General features: G+C 68.2%; 14 protein-coding genes. 9 read left to right on the top strand and 5 right to left on the bottom strand.

The window, feature by feature from the left end; genetic code table 11:
• Nucleotides 1-38 precede the first annotated feature (38 nt).
• The 7 genes from ABID97_RS20395 to ABID97_RS20365 all read left to right on the top strand — a co-directional run bounded on the left by ABID97_RS20395 (nt 39) and on the right by ABID97_RS20365 (nt 7973).
• A complete protein-coding gene (locus ABID97_RS20395) occupies nt 39-1376 on the top strand; it encodes an HlyD family secretion protein (protein ID WP_354400343.1) in 1338 nt (445 codons plus the stop codon).
• Nucleotides 1377-1406: 30 nt separating this feature from the next.
• Nucleotides 1407-2969, top strand: a complete 1563-nt coding sequence (locus tag ABID97_RS20390; RefSeq protein ID WP_354400341.1) for a DHA2 family efflux MFS transporter permease subunit — start codon at nt 1407-1409, stop codon at nt 2967-2969.
• A gap of 275 nt (nt 2970-3244) precedes the next feature.
• Entirely contained in the window at nt 3245-4015 is a 771-nt protein-coding gene (locus tag ABID97_RS20385) for an ABC transporter ATP-binding protein (protein ID WP_354400340.1), read from the top strand.
• Between the two features lies 1 nt (nt 4016).
• The gene (locus ABID97_RS20380) at nt 4017-4724 is read left to right on the top strand and encodes an ABC transporter ATP-binding protein (RefSeq protein WP_354400338.1); all 708 of its coding nucleotides are present in this window, start codon (nt 4017-4019) and stop codon (nt 4722-4724) included.
• A 57-nt stretch (nt 4725-4781) separates the two neighbouring features.
• Entirely contained in the window at nt 4782-5978 is a 1197-nt protein-coding gene (locus tag ABID97_RS20375) for an ABC transporter substrate-binding protein (protein WP_354400337.1), read from the top strand.
• A 125-nt stretch (nt 5979-6103) separates the two neighbouring features.
• On the top strand, nt 6104-6979 hold the full coding sequence (locus ABID97_RS20370; protein WP_354400336.1) for a branched-chain amino acid ABC transporter permease: 876 nt from the start codon (nt 6104-6106) through the stop codon (nt 6977-6979).
• A gap of 4 nt (nt 6980-6983) precedes the next feature.
• The gene (locus ABID97_RS20365; RefSeq protein ID WP_354400335.1) at nt 6984-7973 is read left to right on the top strand and encodes a branched-chain amino acid ABC transporter permease; all 990 of its coding nucleotides are present in this window, start codon (nt 6984-6986) and stop codon (nt 7971-7973) included.
• A gap of 30 nt (nt 7974-8003) precedes the next feature.
• Here the strand turns inward: ABID97_RS20365 and ABID97_RS20360 are convergent, their stop codons facing one another.
• From ABID97_RS20360 to ABID97_RS20340, 5 genes are all read right to left on the bottom strand, one after another.
• Complete coding sequence (locus ABID97_RS20360) at nt 8004-9080, bottom strand: lipocalin-like domain-containing protein (RefSeq protein WP_354400333.1); 1077 nt, start codon at nt 9078-9080, stop codon at nt 8004-8006.
• A complete protein-coding gene (locus ABID97_RS20355) occupies nt 9080-10141 on the bottom strand; it encodes a PLP-dependent cysteine synthase family protein (RefSeq protein ID WP_354400332.1) in 1062 nt (353 codons plus the stop codon). Before ABID97_RS20355 ends, ABID97_RS20360 begins: the two co-directional genes overlap by 1 nt.
• Before the next feature lie 409 nt (nt 10142-10550).
• Nucleotides 10551-13169, bottom strand: a complete 2619-nt coding sequence (locus tag ABID97_RS20350) for an FtsX-like permease family protein (protein ID WP_354400331.1) — start codon at nt 13167-13169, stop codon at nt 10551-10553.
• Between the two features lie 58 nt (nt 13170-13227).
• Nucleotides 13228-14460 carry an RNA polymerase sigma factor gene (locus tag ABID97_RS20345; RefSeq protein ID WP_354400329.1) on the bottom strand — a complete coding sequence of 411 codons (1233 nt, stop codon included), beginning with the start codon at nt 14458-14460 and terminating at the stop codon, nt 13228-13230.
• On the bottom strand, nt 14457-14822 hold the full coding sequence (locus tag ABID97_RS20340) for a YciI family protein (protein WP_354400328.1): 366 nt from the start codon (nt 14820-14822) through the stop codon (nt 14457-14459). The genes ABID97_RS20345 and ABID97_RS20340 overlap by 4 nt, the downstream gene beginning before the upstream one ends.
• 14 nt (nt 14823-14836) lie before the next feature.
• On the opposite strand from ABID97_RS20340, the gene ABID97_RS20335 reads away from it, so the two are divergent.
• Together ABID97_RS20335 and ABID97_RS20330 are read left to right on the top strand one after the other, a co-directional pair.
• A complete protein-coding gene (locus ABID97_RS20335; RefSeq protein ID WP_354400327.1) occupies nt 14837-15040 on the top strand; it encodes a hypothetical protein in 204 nt (67 codons plus the stop codon).
• 9 nt (nt 15041-15049) lie between these two features.
• Nucleotides 15050-16006, top strand: coding sequence for a threo-3-hydroxy-L-aspartate ammonia-lyase (locus tag ABID97_RS20330; RefSeq protein WP_354400326.1), 957 nt, complete (start codon nt 15050-15052; stop codon nt 16004-16006).

Raw genomic sequence — 16006 nt, 5'->3', positions numbered from 1 at the left:
ACTGACCCGACTTCTTCGTCTTCGGAAAGAACTTCATCATGAGCGACAACAACACTCCGACATCCGCTGCAACCAACGCTTCCGCAGCGCCCGAAGCACCCGCCGGCAACGGCAAGCGCCGCCGCGCACTCACGGCGCTCGCGGCCGTGGTGATCGTCGCGGGCGGCGGCTGGGGCCTCTACGAATGGCTGGTTGCCAGCCACTACGAGGACACCGACAACGCCTACGTGCAGGGCAACGTGATCCAGATCACGCCGCAGATCGGCGGCACCGTCATGGCCATCAATGCCGACGACACCGACTTCGTGAAGGCCGGCCAGCCGCTGGTGCAGCTGGACCCCGCCGATGCGAAGGTGTCGCTCGAGCAGGCCGAGGCCGCGCTCGCGCAGGCGGTGCGCCAGGTGCGCACGCTCTACGCCAACAACGGCTCGCTGGCCGCGCAGGTCACGCTGCGACAGGCGGACATCGTGAAGGCGCAGAGCGACATCGCCAAGGCGCAGGACGACCTGCAGCGCCGTCGCGCGCTCTCGGGCAATGGCGCGGTCTCCAAGGAAGAGCTCAACCACGCCGAGACGGCGCTCGACAATGCCAAGAGCCAGCTTGCCGCCGCGCAGGCCGGCGTGGTGGCCGCGCGCGAAGCGCTGGCCAGCAACCAGTCGCTGACCGAAGGCACCGACGTGGCGCGCCACCCCAGCGTGCTGGCCGCTGCCGCCAAGGTGCGCGAGGCCTACCTCGCCACGCAGCGCGTGGCGCTGCCGGCGCCGGTCGATGGCTACGTGGCCAAGCGCACCGTGCAGCTCGGCCAGCGCGTGGCGGCGGGCACGCCGATGATGTCGATCGTGCCGCTCAACCAGCTGTGGGTCGATGCGAACTTCAAGGAAGTGCAGCTGCGCAACATCCGCATCGACCAGCCCGTGAAGCTGCGTGCCGACCTCTACGGCAAGAAGGTCGAATACACCGGCAAGGTCGCGGGCCTGGGCGTGGGCACCGGCAGCGCATTCGCATTGCTGCCGGCCCAGAACGCCACCGGCAACTGGATCAAGGTGGTGCAGCGCGTGCCCGTGCGCATCGCGCTCGACCCCGAGCAGCTCAAGGCCAACCCGCTGCGCATCGGCCTGTCGATGGATGCCGAGATCGACATCACGCAGAAAAGCGGAAAGATGCTGGCCGATGCGCCGCGCGCCGCGGCCATCTCGCAGACGCAGGTCTACAGCAAGCTCGACCAGGGCGCCGATGCCGAGGTCGATCGCATCGTGGCCGCGAACCTGGGCCGTGGCGCACCGGCCGTGTCCGCGGCGCCCGCGAACCGCTCTGCCGTGCCGACCGCCAACGCGCGGGCCGGGGCACCGGCCGCTTCGCAATCCCATCCCGGCTGATCGCGGTCAACGGTTTTCGAGGCAAAGCCCATGGCCACTGCTGCTCCCGCCTACGTCGCGCATCCACCGCTCGAGGGCGCCGCCCGCGTCTGGGGCACGATCGCGCTCTCGGCCGCCACCTTCATGAACGTGCTCGACTCGTCGATCGCGAACGTGTCGCTGCCAGCCATTTCGGGCGACCTGGGCGTGAGCACCACGCAAGGCACCTGGGTCATCACCAGCTTCGCGGTGGCCAACGCCATCGCGGTGCCGCTCACGGGTTTCATGACCCAGCGCTTCGGCCAGGTGCGGCTGTTCATGGCGAGCGTGATCCTGTTCATGGTTGCCTCGCTGCTGTGCGGCCTGGCGCCGAACATGACGACGCTGATCCTGTTCCGCGCGCTGCAGGGCTTCGTCGCCGGCCCGATGATTCCGCTGTCGCAGACGCTGCTGCTGTCGAGCTACCCGCGTGCGAAGGCCGGCCTCGCCATGGCCATGTGGTCGATGACGACGCTGGTGGCGCCCGTGATGGGGCCGCTGCTCGGCGGCTGGATCACGGACAACATCTCGTGGCCGTGGATCTTCTACATCAACATTCCGGTCGGCATCGTGGCCGCGGCCATCACCTGGGCGCTCTACCGCAAGCGCGAGAGCACCACGCACAAGGTGCCGATCGACGCCATCGGCCTCGCGCTGCTGGTGCTGTGGGTCGGCTCGATGCAGCTGATGCTCGACAAGGGCAAGGAGCTCGACTGGTTCCATTCGCCCGAGATCGTCACGATGGCGGTCATCGCGGTGGTGGGCTTTGCGTTCTTCCTGATCTGGGAGCTGACCGACAAGCACCCGGTGGTCGACCTGTCGCTCTTCAAGCGCCGCAACTTCTGGTCCGGCGCGGTGGCCACCGCCGTGGCGTACGGCCTGTTCTTCGGCAACGTGGTGCTGCTGCCGCTGTGGCTGCAGCAATGGATGGGCTACACCGCCACGCAGGCCGGCATGATCATGGCGCCGGTGGGGCTGCTCGCCATCTTCTTCTCGCCGGTGGTCGGGCTCACGGTCGGCAAGATCGATCCGCGCCGCTATGCGACCTTCTCGTTCCTGGTGTTTGCGCTGGTGTTGTGGATGCGGTCGAACTTCAACACGCAGGCCGACTTCGTCACCATCATCATCCCGACGATCATCCAGGGCATCGCGATGGCGTTCTTCTTCATCCCGCTCGTGACCATCACGCTGTCGGGCCTGACGCCCGACCGCATTCCGGCCGCGTCGGGGCTGTCGAACTTCCTTCGGATCACCGCGGGCGCCATGGGCACCTCGATCACCACCACGCTGTGGGAGAACCGCGCGGCCCTGCACCATTCGCAGCTCGCGGAGTCGGTGAACCTGGGCAACAACGCGGCGGCCAGCGCGATGTCGGGGCTTGCGAGCAGCGGGCTCAGCACGGAGCAGGTGCTGGGGCAGGTCAATCGCATCGTCGACCAGCAGTCGTTCATGCTGGCCACCAACGACATCTTCTATGCGTCGGCCCTCCTGTTCCTGCTGCTGATTCCGCTGGTGTGGCTGGCACGGCCGCAAAAGGGCGGGGCCGGCGGCGACGCCGCAGCGGGCGCGCACTGACACGATCCAAAGGCGCACGAAGCCGCCACCGATGAGCAGCGCCGCGGTCCCGAACAGGGCCCGCGGCGTTGAACTTTTGCGCGTCATTGTCATCGTGACGACAGTCAATCGATGCCAGGGTGTGGCGGGCTGCACAAGTTGCACTGCAGCATAGGCATTTGCCCCAGTATGCAAGCGGGAGTCGGCCACGAACAATCAGGCCGCGCTCGATAGTGGCGCATCGAGATGGACCGCATGACCGACATATCTTTCCTGAACCCGGGCGACTTCGCGAGATGAGCGACGTCATCCTGGAAACACGCCAGCTCACCAAGGAATTCAAGGGGTTCACTGCGGTCAGCAAGGTCGACCTGTCGGTGGTGCGCGGCTCGATCCATGCGCTGATCGGACCGAACGGCGCCGGCAAGACCACCTGCTTCAACCTGCTCACCAAGTTTCTCGAGCCGACCGCCGGCACGATCCTTTTCAACGGCCAGGACATCACGCGCGAACGGCCGGCGCAAATTGCCCGCCGCGGCATCATCCGCTCGTTCCAGATCTCGGCCGTGTTCCCGCACCTCACGCTGCTGGAAAACGTGCGGCTCGGGCTGCAGCGAGCGCTCGGCACTTCGTACCATTTCTGGAAGAGCGAAAAGACGCTCGAGCCGCTCGATGCGCGCGCCCGCGAACTGCTGGCCGAAGTCGGCCTCGCGGACCAGGCGGACGAGCTGACCGTGAACCTGCCGTACGGCCACAAGCGCGCGCTGGAGATCGCCACCACGCTGGCCATGGACCCCGAGCTCATGCTGCTCGACGAGCCCACGCAGGGCATGGGCCACGAAGACGTGCACCGCGTGGCCGAACTCATCAAGCGCGTCTCCGCGGGACGCACCATCCTCATGGTCGAACACAACATGAGCGTGGTCTCGACCATTGCCGACACCATCACGGTGCTGCAGCGCGGCGCGGTGCTGGCCGAGGGGCCGTATGCCGAAGTCTCGAAGAATCCGCAGGTGATGGAAGCCTACATGGGCACCACCGACGGACAACTGCAAGGGGCGCACTGACATGACCGCCGCGCTCGAAATCAAAGGCCTCCACGCCTGGTACGGCGAGTCGCACGTGCTGCACGGCGTCGACATGGTGGTGCAGCCCGGCGAGGTGGTCACGCTGCTCGGGCGCAACGGCGCGGGGCGCACCAGCACGCTGCGCGCCATCCTGGGCCTGACCGGCTCGCGCAAGGGCAGCATCGAAGTCAACGGCGTGCAGACGATCGGCATGCCCACGCACCGCATCGCGCACCTGGGAATCGGCTATTGCCCCGAGGAACGCGGCATCTTCGCGAGCCTCTCGGCCGAGGAAAACCTGCTGCTGCCGCCGGCGCTGAAGGGCGCGGGGCCCGGCATGCCTGTGGCCGAGATCTACGAGATGTTTCCCAACCTGGCCGAGCGCCGCAACAGCCCCGGCACGCGGCTTTCGGGCGGCGAGCAGCAGATGCTTGCGGTGGCCCGCATCCTGCGCACCGGCGCCAAGCTGCTGCTGCTCGACGAGATCTCCGAAGGCTTGGCCCCGGTGATCGTGCAGGCGCTCGCCCGGATGATCCATACGCTGCGCGCCAAGGGCTACACCATCGTGATGGTGGAGCAGAACTTCCGCTTTGCCGCGCCGCTGGCCGACCGTTTCTACGTCATGGAGCACGGCCGCATGGTCGAGGCCTTCGGCGCCAAGGAACTCGACGCCAAGATGCCCGTTCTCAGCGAGTTGCTGGGCGTCTAGGCGCCGAGCACCCGTCGATTTTCACTGTTGACTCTCTCAACCCTCCCAGGAGACACCATGCAAAACAAGCTCAAGATCATTGCACTCATGCTCGGCGCCGCAGGTCTTGCGAGCCATGCCGTGCAGGCGCAGGAGAAGGTCGTCATCGGCTACATCAGCGACCTGTCGGGCCTCTATGCCGACCTGGAAGGCAAGGGCGGCGCAACGGCCATCCAGATGGCCATCGACGACATGGGCGGCAAGGTGCTCGGCCAGCCGGTGGAAGTGCTCAGCGTCGACCACCAGAACAAGCCCGACATCGCAGCCTCCAAGGCGCGCGAATGGATCGACACGGCCGGCGCGACGATGATCTTCGCCGGCACCAACTCCGGCGTGGCGCTGGCCACCGCCAAGGTGGCGCAGGAGAAGAAGCGCGTGTTCTTCACCAACGGCGCGGCCACTTCGGCGCTGACCAACGCGCAGTGCAGCCCCTACACCGTGCACTACGCCTACGACACGGTGGCGCTCGCCAAGAGCACCGGCGGTGCCGTGGTCGACACCGGCGGCAAGAGCTGGTTCTTCCTCACGGCCGACTATGCCTTCGGCCATGCGCTGGAGGCCGACACGTCCAAGGTCGTCAAGTCCAAGGGCGGCTCGGTGGTTGGCACGGTCCGCGCACCGCTCAACGCGTCGGACTTCTCGTCCTTCCTGCTGCAGGCGCAGAACTCCAAGGCCCAGGTGCTGGGCCTGGCCAACGCCGGCGGCGACTTCATCAACTCGATGAAGGCATCGAAGGAGTTCGGCATCGACAAGTCGATGAAGGTCGCGGGTCTCTTGGTGTTCCTCACCGACGTGAAGAGCCTGGGCCTGCCGGCCACGCAAGGCCTGCTGCACACGACCAGCTGGTACTGGGACGCCGACGACGAGTCGCGCAAGTGGGCCGCACGCTACGAAGCCAAGACCAAGAACAAGCCGACCGACATCCAGGCTGCCGACTACTCGGCCACCATGGCCTACCTGAAGGCGGTCGAGGCCGTGAAGAGCACCGACGCCGACAAGGTCATGGCCCAGCTCAAGAAGACGCCGATCAACGATTTCTACGCCAAGGGCGTGATCCGCGCCGACGGCCGCATGGTGCACGACATGCTGCTGGCCGAGGTCAAGAAGCCTTCGGAATCCAAGGGCCCGTGGGACCTGCTGAAGATCGTCAAGAAGGTGCCGGGCGACCAGGTCTACACGACCAAGGAAGAGAGCACCTGCGCGCTCTGGAAATAACTGTTGGTCGCTCCCCAGCCTTCGCGCACCGCCTGCCGCTTCGCACCCCTTCCTGACCGGGGGGCGTGCGTGCGCGGCGGCTTCGTTGCGAAGCCGTCGCCGTCTTTTCGAACCTCGCCTGCACGATGAACATTTCCATGCCTGCCCTGTTGAGCCAGCTCCTTCTGGGGCTGGTCAACGGGTCGTTCTACGCGATCCTGAGCCTTGGGCTGGCGGTGATCTTCGGGCTGCTCAACGTCATCAACTTCGCGCATGGCGCGCTGTTCATGATGGGGGCGGTGCTGTCGTGGATGGCGATGACGTACTTCAACGTCAACTACTGGGTCATGTTGCTGGTGGCGCCGCTGATCGTGGGCCTGTTCGGCGTGCTGATCGAGCGGCTGCTGCTGCGCTGGATCTACAAGCTCGACCACCTCTACGGCCTCTTGCTCACGCTCGGCCTCACGCTGCTGATCGAGGGCGGCTTCCGTTCGGTGTACGGCGTCTCGGGCCTGGCCTACAGCACGCCCGAGGCGCTGAGCGGGGGCACCAACCTGGGCTTCATGTTCCTGCCGAACTACCGCGCCTGGGTGGTCGTCGCATCGCTGGTCGTGTGCTTTGCCACCTGGTATGCCATCGAGAAGACGCGGCTCGGCGCCTACCTGCGCGCCGGTACCGAGAACCCGCGGCTGGTCGAGGCCTTCGGCGTCAACGTGCCGCTGATGGTGACGTTGACCTACGGCTTCGGCGTGGCGCTCGCGGCCTTTGCCGGCGTGCTGGCCGCGCCGGTGATCCAGATATCTCCGCTGATGGGACAGAACCTCATCATCATCGTGTTCGCGGTCGTCGTGATCGGCGGCATGGGCTCGATCATGGGCGCGATCCTCACGGGCCTGGGGCTCGGTGTGATCGAGGGGCTCACCAAGGTGTTCTATCCCGAGGCCTCGGCCACCGTGGTCTTCGTGATCATGGTCGTGGTGCTGCTGATCCGCCCCGCGGGCCTGTTCGGCAGCGAGAAATAAGTCCATGAAGAAAATATCGCTCGTCGTCTACGGGGTGCTGCTGCTGGCGCTCGTCGCCGCTCCCTTCATCGGCTTCTATCCGGTGTTCGTGATGAAGGTGCTGTGCTTCGCACTCTTCGCCTGTGCCTTCAACCTGCTGCTGGGCTACACCGGCATGCTGTCCTTCGGGCATGCCGCGTTCCTGGGCGGCGCCGCCTACCTCACGGGCCATGCGCTCAAGGTCTGGCACCTGACGCCGGAGCTCGGCTTGATCGCCGGCACGCTGGCCGGCGCGCTGCTCGGGCTGGTGTTCGGCTGGCTGGCCATCCGCCGCCAGGGCATCTACTTCTCGATGATCACGCTGGCGCTCGCGCAGATGATGTATTTCGTCGCACTGCAGGCACCGTTCACGGGCGGCGAAGACGGCTTGCAGAGCGTGCCGCGCGGCAAGCTCTTCGGCCTCATCGACCTGCGCGACGACCTCACGATGTACTACGTGGCGCTGGTGATCGTGGTGGCGGCCTTCCTGCTCATCGCGCGCACCGTGCACTCACCGTTCGGGCAGGTGCTCAAGGGCATCAAGGAGAACGAGCCGCGCGCCATCTCGCTGGGCTACGACGTCAACCGCTTCAAGCTGCTGGCCTTCGTGATCTCGGCCGCGCTGTCGGGCCTGGCGGGCTCGCTCAAGACGCTGGTGCTCGGCTTCGCCTCGCTCAGCGACGTGCACTGGACCGCATCGGGCCACGTGATCCTCATGACGCTGGTGGGCGGCCTCGGCACACTCTCGGGGCCGCTGGTGGGCTCTGCGGTCGTGGTGCTGCTCGAGAACAAGGTCGGCGACTTCGGCGCTTTCATGGCGCGCCTCACGGGGGTCGACTGGTTCAACACGCTCGGCGAATCGGTGACCATGGTCACGGGCCTGATCTTCGTGATCTGCGTGCTCGCATTCCGCAAGGGCATCATGGGCGAGGTCATCGCCTTCTTCGAGCGGCGCAAGGGGCGCGGCTCGCATTGATGGCCATCCGCTGCGCGCCCGGCTGAAGCGCTACAGCCGCAGCGGTGCGGCGTAGCCGGTCATCTCCAGGTAGCCCCGGCCGATGCGCCGCCCTTGCGCATCGAGCAGGTCGCTCACGCCTTCCCAGTACACCCCGCCGGTCGAGCCGCGGCTGTCCAGCTCCTGGTCGTCGAGCAGCGCACGCACTTCAAAACTGCCGGAGGGGGTCTGCACGCGCCACTGCGTGGGGTACGCCGCCTGCGTGCGCGGGCTGGTCCACGCCTTCACCGGCTCGAAGCGCACCTCGTCGCTGCCGAAGATGCGCAACGCACCGTCCCGCGTGCGAAACGAACCGCCGCCCCACAAGGCACTGCCGTCGCGGCGGCGCAGATGGAACGCGGTGAGGGCGCTGCCGTCGTCCAGGTTCATGCCGATCCAGTCCCAGCCGACGGCATCGGGATGCATCAAGGCCTCGCTCCATTCGTGGTCGAGCCAGGCGGTGCCGCCGACGTCGAAGGCCTGGCCCTTCCGCGTGAGCTTTCCCTGTGTCTTCAACTGCGGCTCGCTGTAGTAGTAGCTTGCCTGCGCCTCCTCGGGGCCCTTGCGCGACAGGCCGGCATTGCCCTGCGCCAGCACGGGCTGCGTGGGCGTGAACCGCAGGTCGAGCGAGAACTCGCCGGACGCGACGCGCGCCGAATAGCTGCCGTCCTTGCTTCGCAGCAGCGACCAGTCGCGCAGGCGCACGTCGGTGTCCGCTTCGCTGGCCGAGGCAATGCCGAAGCCCGCGCGTGCGATGCGCTGGTCGTGCAGCAGCACGCGGCCTTCCAGGTCGGTGACGGCCGCGTGCGCGAACACGAGCTGCTTGGCCGCAAAGGCCGAACGCAGCGCTTGCGCCGCATCGACACGCGAGCGGAAGAACGTGACCTGGAAACCGAACTCGCGGCCGGCCGCCGTCCTGGCGTGGCCCGTGATGTACCACCATTCGGTCTGCAGGTCGGGGTGGCTGCCGAAGTCGCGAGGGAACGCCAGCGTGCGCGCCGGCAAGGCCCAGCCCGTGGACGCGGTGGCGGCCAGCGCCGCGAGCACCACGCTGCGCCGCGAAAGGTGGACGCGGGCCGGCGGCGGCATCACTGCGCAACCAGCGCGTCGATGCGCTGCTGCGCCGGTGCGATGTCGCCGAACGCGTTTTGCACCCAGGTCGCATCGTGATAGCTCGGCAGGTAGCGCTCGCCCGCGTCGCACAGCAGCGAAAGAATCGAGCCCTGCGTACCGGCTGCGCGCATCTCGCGCGCGATGGCCAGCATGCCGACGAAGTTGGTGCCGGTCGAAGGCCCGACCTTGCGCCCCAGCAGCGCCGAGAGCGCATGCATGGCGGCCACCGAATCGAGGTTGGGCACTTCGATCATGCGGTCGACCAGCGTGCGGATGAAGCTCGGTTCCACGCGCGGCCGGCCGATGCCTTCGATGCGCGAGCCCGCCGCCGTCAGCGTGGTGTCGCCCGTGCGGTGATAGGCCGAGAACACCGAGCCTTCGGGGTCGGCCACGCACACCTGCGTGTCGTGGCAGCGAAAGCGCACATAGCGCCCGATGGTGGCGCTGGTGCCGCCGGTGCCCGCGCCCACCACGATCCAGGCCGGCACCGGATGCCGCTCGCGCGCCATCTGCTGGAACATGCTTTCGGCGATGTTGTTGTTGCCGCGCCAGTCCGTTGCACGCTCCGCGTAGGTGAACTGGTCCATGTAGTGGCCGCCGGTCTGCTCGGCCAGCGCACGCGCCTCTTCGTAGACCTGTGCCGCGTGCTCGACGAAGTGGCAGCGCGCACCGTAGAAAGCGATTTGCGCCACCTTCTCCGGCGAGGTGCTGCGCGGCATCACGGCAATGAAGGGCAGGCCGAGCAGCCGCGCGAAGTAGGCTTCGCTCACCGCCGTGGAGCCGCTCGAAGCCTCGACGATGGTTGTGCCTTCGCGCACCCAGCCGTTGCACAGCGCATAGAGGAAAAGCGACCGCGCGAGGCGGTGCTTGAGGCTGCCTGTCGGATGGGTCGACTCGTCCTTCAGGTACAGGTCGATGCCTTGGGCGGCGAGCGTTGGCAGGGGCAGGGGGATGAGGTGCGTGTCGGCGCTGCGGTGGTAGTCGGCTTCGATGCGGCGGATGGCTTTGCCTTGCCAGCTGGGGGGTGTTTGCTGCATATGGGTGTGCAGTCTACAAGTCACGGGTTCGCGGGGCTTGGTTTGTTTTCCGAGGCCGGGACTCGCCCCGGCGGGCGACCTACTTTTCTTTGCTTCGCCAAAGAAACGTAGGCAAAAGAAAGGCGACCCCACTGTCTGCGACCCTGCGCTTCGCTGCGGGCAACCTGCGGTGCTCGGGTTTCGCGGGGTCTCGCAGAACTCGCTTCGCTCAAACAGCTGCGAGCCCTGATCCGCGAAACCCTGCGCTCCTCGGCGCATACAGAGGGGCTTGGAGAGCACCGCAGGTTTCCCGCAGCGCAGCGAAGGGACGCAGACAGTAGGGGTCGCCTTTCTTTGCTTACTTTCTTTGGCGAAGCAAAGAAAGTGAGTCGCCCGCCGGGGCGACACCCGGCCTCGGAACTCAAAAAAGCTACCAATCCTCCTTCACAGCCAGCACCACATCCTTCCCCGCAGCCGCCCTCCCTGCCATCCACGCCGTCACCGTCCCGGCCGCAACAACGGCGGCGCAAAGCAGCAGGAGCCGGCCCCAGGGCACCAGCAGATCCATGGTCCAGTGAAAGCTCTGAGGATTGACGACCTTCACCAGCACCACCGACACCGCAAGCCCGAGAAAGAGCCCCGCCACGGCGCCGATCGTCGTCCATGCGGCGCCTTCGCCGGCCACCACCGCCAGCACTTGCCGCCGCGTGAAGCCCAGGTGCGCGAGCAGGCCGAACTCCTTGCGCCTGGCGAGCACCTGCGCGCTGAAGCTGGCGGCGATGCCGAAGAGGCCGATGGCAATGGCCACGGCCTGCAACCAATACGTCACGGCAAAGCTGCGGTCGAAGATGCGCAGCGAGGTCGCGCGAATCTGCCCGACGGAGGAGATCTCGATGTTCGACGCCGACTCGCCGCTTGCGCCGCCGCGGCGCGCCGCCAGTTCGCGCACTGCGGCCTGCACCGCGCCCTCGGATGCATTTGGCGCGAGCCACAGCGCGACATCGCTCACGTTGCGGTCGCCGGTCAGGCGTTCGAAATCGCGTGCGTCCATGGTGATGGCGCCGAACTGCCGCGCATAGTCGCGCCACACGCCGGCGACGAAGAAACTCGCGGGTGCTGAACCGGAGGTGCTGCCCAAGGCCGGCACAAGCGGCGCGAACAGATCGCCCGGCCTGGCGCCGTACAGTTCGACCATCGGTTCGCTCACGTAGATGCCGACCTGTCCCGCGGGCACCGGCAGTGCGGCGCCAACCAGCGGCAGGGCCTGCGCGGCGCCGTCTTCCAGGCTGCGCGAAATCAGCGCGACCGCGGGTTGTGCCGGGTCCAGTTGCAGCGAGCGTGTGCGCAGCGTGCCGGTGCGTTCGACACCCGGCAGCCGGGCCAGCGCCTGCACGAAGGCCGGCGCGAAGGTGGCGGTGTCGCTGCTGCTCTGGGTGCCCGAATTGCCGGAGCGGCCGCTCGAGGTGGCGCGAAGATAGAGGTCCGCCGGCAGCACCACGTCGAGCCAGCGCGTCACCGAATCGCGGAAGCTCGCGACCATGACCGTGAGAGCCACCGCGAGGCTCAGGCTCGCGACCACGCCGCTGACCGCCACTGCCGCGGTGCCGCGCATGCGCCTTGCGCGCTCGATGGCGAGCATCGGCAACACGCGCTGCGCAAACGCGGGCGCCACGCGGTCGTAGAGCAGCGCGATGAGCCAGGGCAGCGCCGTGATGCCGCCGACCAGCAGGCAAGCCACCGAGAGGTAGGCCGCCACCGGGATGCCCCCGACGGCCGGCAGGTTGGCCAAGGCCGCGCTCGCGGCAATGAGGCCGAGGGCCAGCCAGTGGCTCCTGCCCTGGACCGGCGCGGCACCCAGCCCCTTGAGGGTTTGTGCCTCGGGCAGCGCCTGTGCTGCGCGGGCGGGCCACCAGCCGCCCACCAGCGCCGCAGCCACGCCGAGTCCGCCGTAGAGCAGCGCCGACGCGGTGCTCCAGTGCAGCGTGGGCGCCACGCCTTCGAAGTAGCCACCGCCCAGGTCGCCGCCGAGCACGCGCAGCGCGAAGGTCGCCAGCGCCGTACCGAGCGCCAGCCCCGCGGCGCTCCCGGCCAGGCCCAGCACCAGCGATTCGGCCAGCACCAGGCGCAGCCGCTCGCGCGGCGTGAGGCCCAGCACGCCGAGCAGCGCAAACTGCTGCGCACGCTTGGCCACGCTCAGCGCCAGCACCGAGAACACCAGGAACGCCCCGGTGAAAAGCGCCACCAGCGCCAGCACCGTGAGGTTGACGCGGTAGGCGCGCGAGAGATTGCTCACGCGCTCGGCCGCGTCGGCGGGCTGGGCAAACTGCAAGCCCGCGGGCCAGCCCGGCGACCGCTCCAGCGAAGCGATGAACGCCGACTGGTCGGTGCCCGGTGCTAGCCTCAGGTCGATGCGGCTGAGCTGGCCCAGCTTGCCGAACAGGTCCTGCGCGGCCGCGATGTCCATCACCGCCAGCGGCGTTCCGCTCGCGGCGACATGGCCCGCCACGGCGAGCCGCTGCCATGCACTGCCGCTGCGCAGCTCGACCGTTTCCGCGCGGCCTTCCGCCGGTTCGGCGGCTTCGGCCGGCAGGCCGAGCACGTTGCGCGCCGCGGCGTTGAGAAACACATGGCCCGGCGCCAGCATCGCGAAACGGTCGGCATTCCTGCGCGGCTGCGGCATCAGCGCCGGTGCTATGGTGGGCAGCGCCAGCGCATCGATGCCGATCACGCGCATCGGCACCTGGCGGTCGCCGGACAGCGCAAGGCCCTGGAACTCGAGCACGGGGCTTGCGAGCGTCACCTGCGCATGCTGCGCCACGCGCGCGAACACGGCTTCGTCGAAGCTGCCCTGCACCGCGCGCACTTCGAGGTCGGGCTGCCCGTTGACCGAGCGCACGGCGCTGGAGAATTCGTCGAGCGCCGAGGCATTGATCAGCTGCACCGAGAACGCGAGCGCCACGCCCAGCATCACAGCCAATATGGCCGCGGCATTGCGCCAGGGGTGATGGCGCAGTTCCTGCCAGGAGAAGGTGGTGAGCAAGGCGCGCATCACGTGATTGTGGCGGGCCGTGGCCGCGAGGTTCCGCGGGCGCTCGAAAGGGCCGGTTTCAGAGCCGTTCCGACATCCCGTTGACGTAGGCGCGAACGGCGGCGCTCGCGCTCAAGCCGATGGCGCGTTCGAAGGCCTGGCGGGCGGCGGCGCGTGCGCCGCCGGCGGCGAGCAGGTGCGCACGCGCCGCCCAGAAAGGCTGGTAGCTGGCCACCTCGTGCGCGGGAATGGCATCGAGTGCCTGAAGGCCGAGATCGGGGCCGCGTGCCTTGGCCAGGGCGCAGGCGCGGCTCACCTGTGCGCCGATGCTGGGCCGCAGGGCGAGCAGGCCCTCGTACAGCGCCACCATGGCTTCGGGCGGCACCGGTGCGCCGACGCGGCGCTCGCAATGGGCCGACTGGATGGCGGCCTCCAGCTGGTACGCCCCGAGGACCTTCATGCGCGAAGCTTGCCGCAGGCACAGCTCGGCCTGCGCGAGCAGGTCCGGGTCCCAGCGCGCCATGTCCTGCTGGTCGAGCGGCACGTAGGCGCCGGCCTCGTTGCGCCGCGCCGCGGCCCGGCTCTCACAGAACAGCATCAGCGCCAGCAGTCCCAGCGGCTCGGGTTCGTTCGGCATCAGCGCGCACAGGATGCGGCCGAGCGCAATGGCTTCGGCCGTGAGGCCGCGGGCCAGGGCGTCCGCGCCGTCGACGTCGTCCCAGCCGGTGCCATAGGCGGCATAGATGCCATCGAGCACGTCCTGCAACCGCTGCGGCAGGTCGCGCGCTTGCGGGTATTCGAAGGGAATGCCCGCGGCCCGGATGCGTGCCTTGGCGCGCACGAGGCGTTGCCCCAGCGTGGAAGGCGAAGTCAGGAAGGCGCCGGCCATGCGGGCGACGTCGATCCCCAGCACGGCCTGCAGCATCAGCGGCGCACGGGCAGGCGCGTCGATGGCCGGATGCGCGCACACGAAGAGCAAGCGCAATCGCTCGTCGGGCACGGCCGCACCGCCCGCCGCGCCCACGTCCATTTCGCCCGCCAGGAGCAGCAGGGTCTGCGTGGCGGCGTCCTGTACGCGGGTGTGGCGCCAGGCGTCGAGCCGGCGGTGCCGCGCCACGCTCAGCAGCCAGGCGTCGGGCTGGTCCGGCACGCCATCGGCGGGCCAGCGCTCGAGCGCGCGTGCGAAGGCATCGGCCAGTGCATCTTCGGATGCCGCGATGTCGTGCGTGCGCGACGAAAGGATCGCGAGCAACCGCCCGTACGACTCGCGTGCGGACCGCTCGGCGGCCAGGTGAGCCGCCGGACTCGTCATGCAGCGGCTTGCGCGGTGGCGGTGAAGACAGGGCGCACCTCGACGCCGCCGCTGCTGGCGCACGGCGCCCGCGCGGCCCACTCGAGCGCGGCATCGAGATCAGGCACATCGACCACGAAGTAGCCGCCCAGCTGCTCCTTGGTGTCGGCAAAGGGGCCGTCCTGCACCTGGCGCTTGTCGCCGCGCACGCGCAGCGTGGTGCCTGTCATGGGCGGGAACAGGCCGTGACCGCCGTGCGAAATGCCCGACGCGCGGACCGCATCGGCATAGGCGACCCAGCTGGCGCGCAAGGCCTGCGACGACGGGTCGTTGCGCTGCTCGAACTCGGCCGCCGGCTGGTAGAACATCAACATGTACTGCATGGTGTCTCTCCGTCATGGAAAAGAAGCTGAGCAAAATCGCTCACCCCAATGACGGCCGGGAGCCGCTTGTTTCGACACTGGGCGTGTGTCGCGCGAATCATTTTTCGGCGATTGCCGCCCGGAGCGGCGCTGGCGCGCCAGATTACGGAACGGCCGCCCCGCCGCATATCCCGGGTTTTTACCCATCGGGCCTGCAACAGATCGCACGCCGCCGCTAAGCTCGACCCATGCAGCTACCTACCTACGACGACGTGATTGCCGCGGCCGCGCGGCTCGAAGGCCATGCCCACCGCACGCCCGTGCTGCGCTCGCGCACGGCCGACGAGCGCTGGGGCGCCGGTTTCTTCTTCAAGTGCGAGAACTTCCAGCGCATGGGCGCGTTCAAGTTTCGCGGTGCGTTCAATGCACTGTCCAGGTTCGACGCCGCGCAGCGCAAGGGCGGCGTGATCGCGTTCTCTTCGGGCAACCATGCGCAGGCCATCGCGCTGTCGGCGCGGCTGCTGTCGATGCCGGCCGTCATCGTCATGCCGAACGACGCCCCGGCCGCCAAGGTCGCGGCCACCCGCGGCTATGGCGCCGAAGTGGTGATGTACGACCGCTTTGCCGAAGACCGCGAGGCGCTGACCCGGCGGCTTGCCGTGGAGCGCGGCATGACGATGATCCCGCCCTATGACCATCCGGACGTGCTTGCGGGGCAGGGCACGGCGGTGAAGGAACTGATCGAGGAGGCCGGTCCGCTCGACCAGCTGTTCGTGTGCCTGGGCGGCGGCGGCCTGCTGTCGGGTTCGGCGCTGTCGGCGCGCGCGCTGGCGCCCGGATGCAAGATCTACGGCGTGGAGCCCGAGGCGGGCAACGACGGCCAGCAGTCGCTGCGCGCTGGAAAGATCGTGCACATCGCAACGCCCAAGACCATTGCGGATGGCGCGCAAACGCAGCACCTGGGCGAGTACACCTTCGGCATCATCCGGCGCGACGTGGACGATATCTTCACGGTGACGGACGCACAGCTTGTCGAGGCCATGCGCTTCTTTGCCGAGCGCATGAAGATCGTGGTGGAGCCGACCGGCTGCCTGGCGTTCGCGGGCGCCATCGCGGCCGGCAAGGCCATCGCGGGGCAGCGCGTGGGCATCGTGGTGAGCGGCGGCAACGTCGATCTCTCGCGCTACGCGGCGCTGCTCGCGTAG

It is taken from the genome of Variovorax sp. OAS795 (assembly GCF_040546685.1).
GTDB lineage: Bacteria > Pseudomonadota > Gammaproteobacteria > Burkholderiales > Burkholderiaceae_C > Variovorax.
The sequence above is the reverse complement of the archived record's forward strand: the minus strand, read 5'-3'. Positions and strand labels throughout refer to the sequence as shown.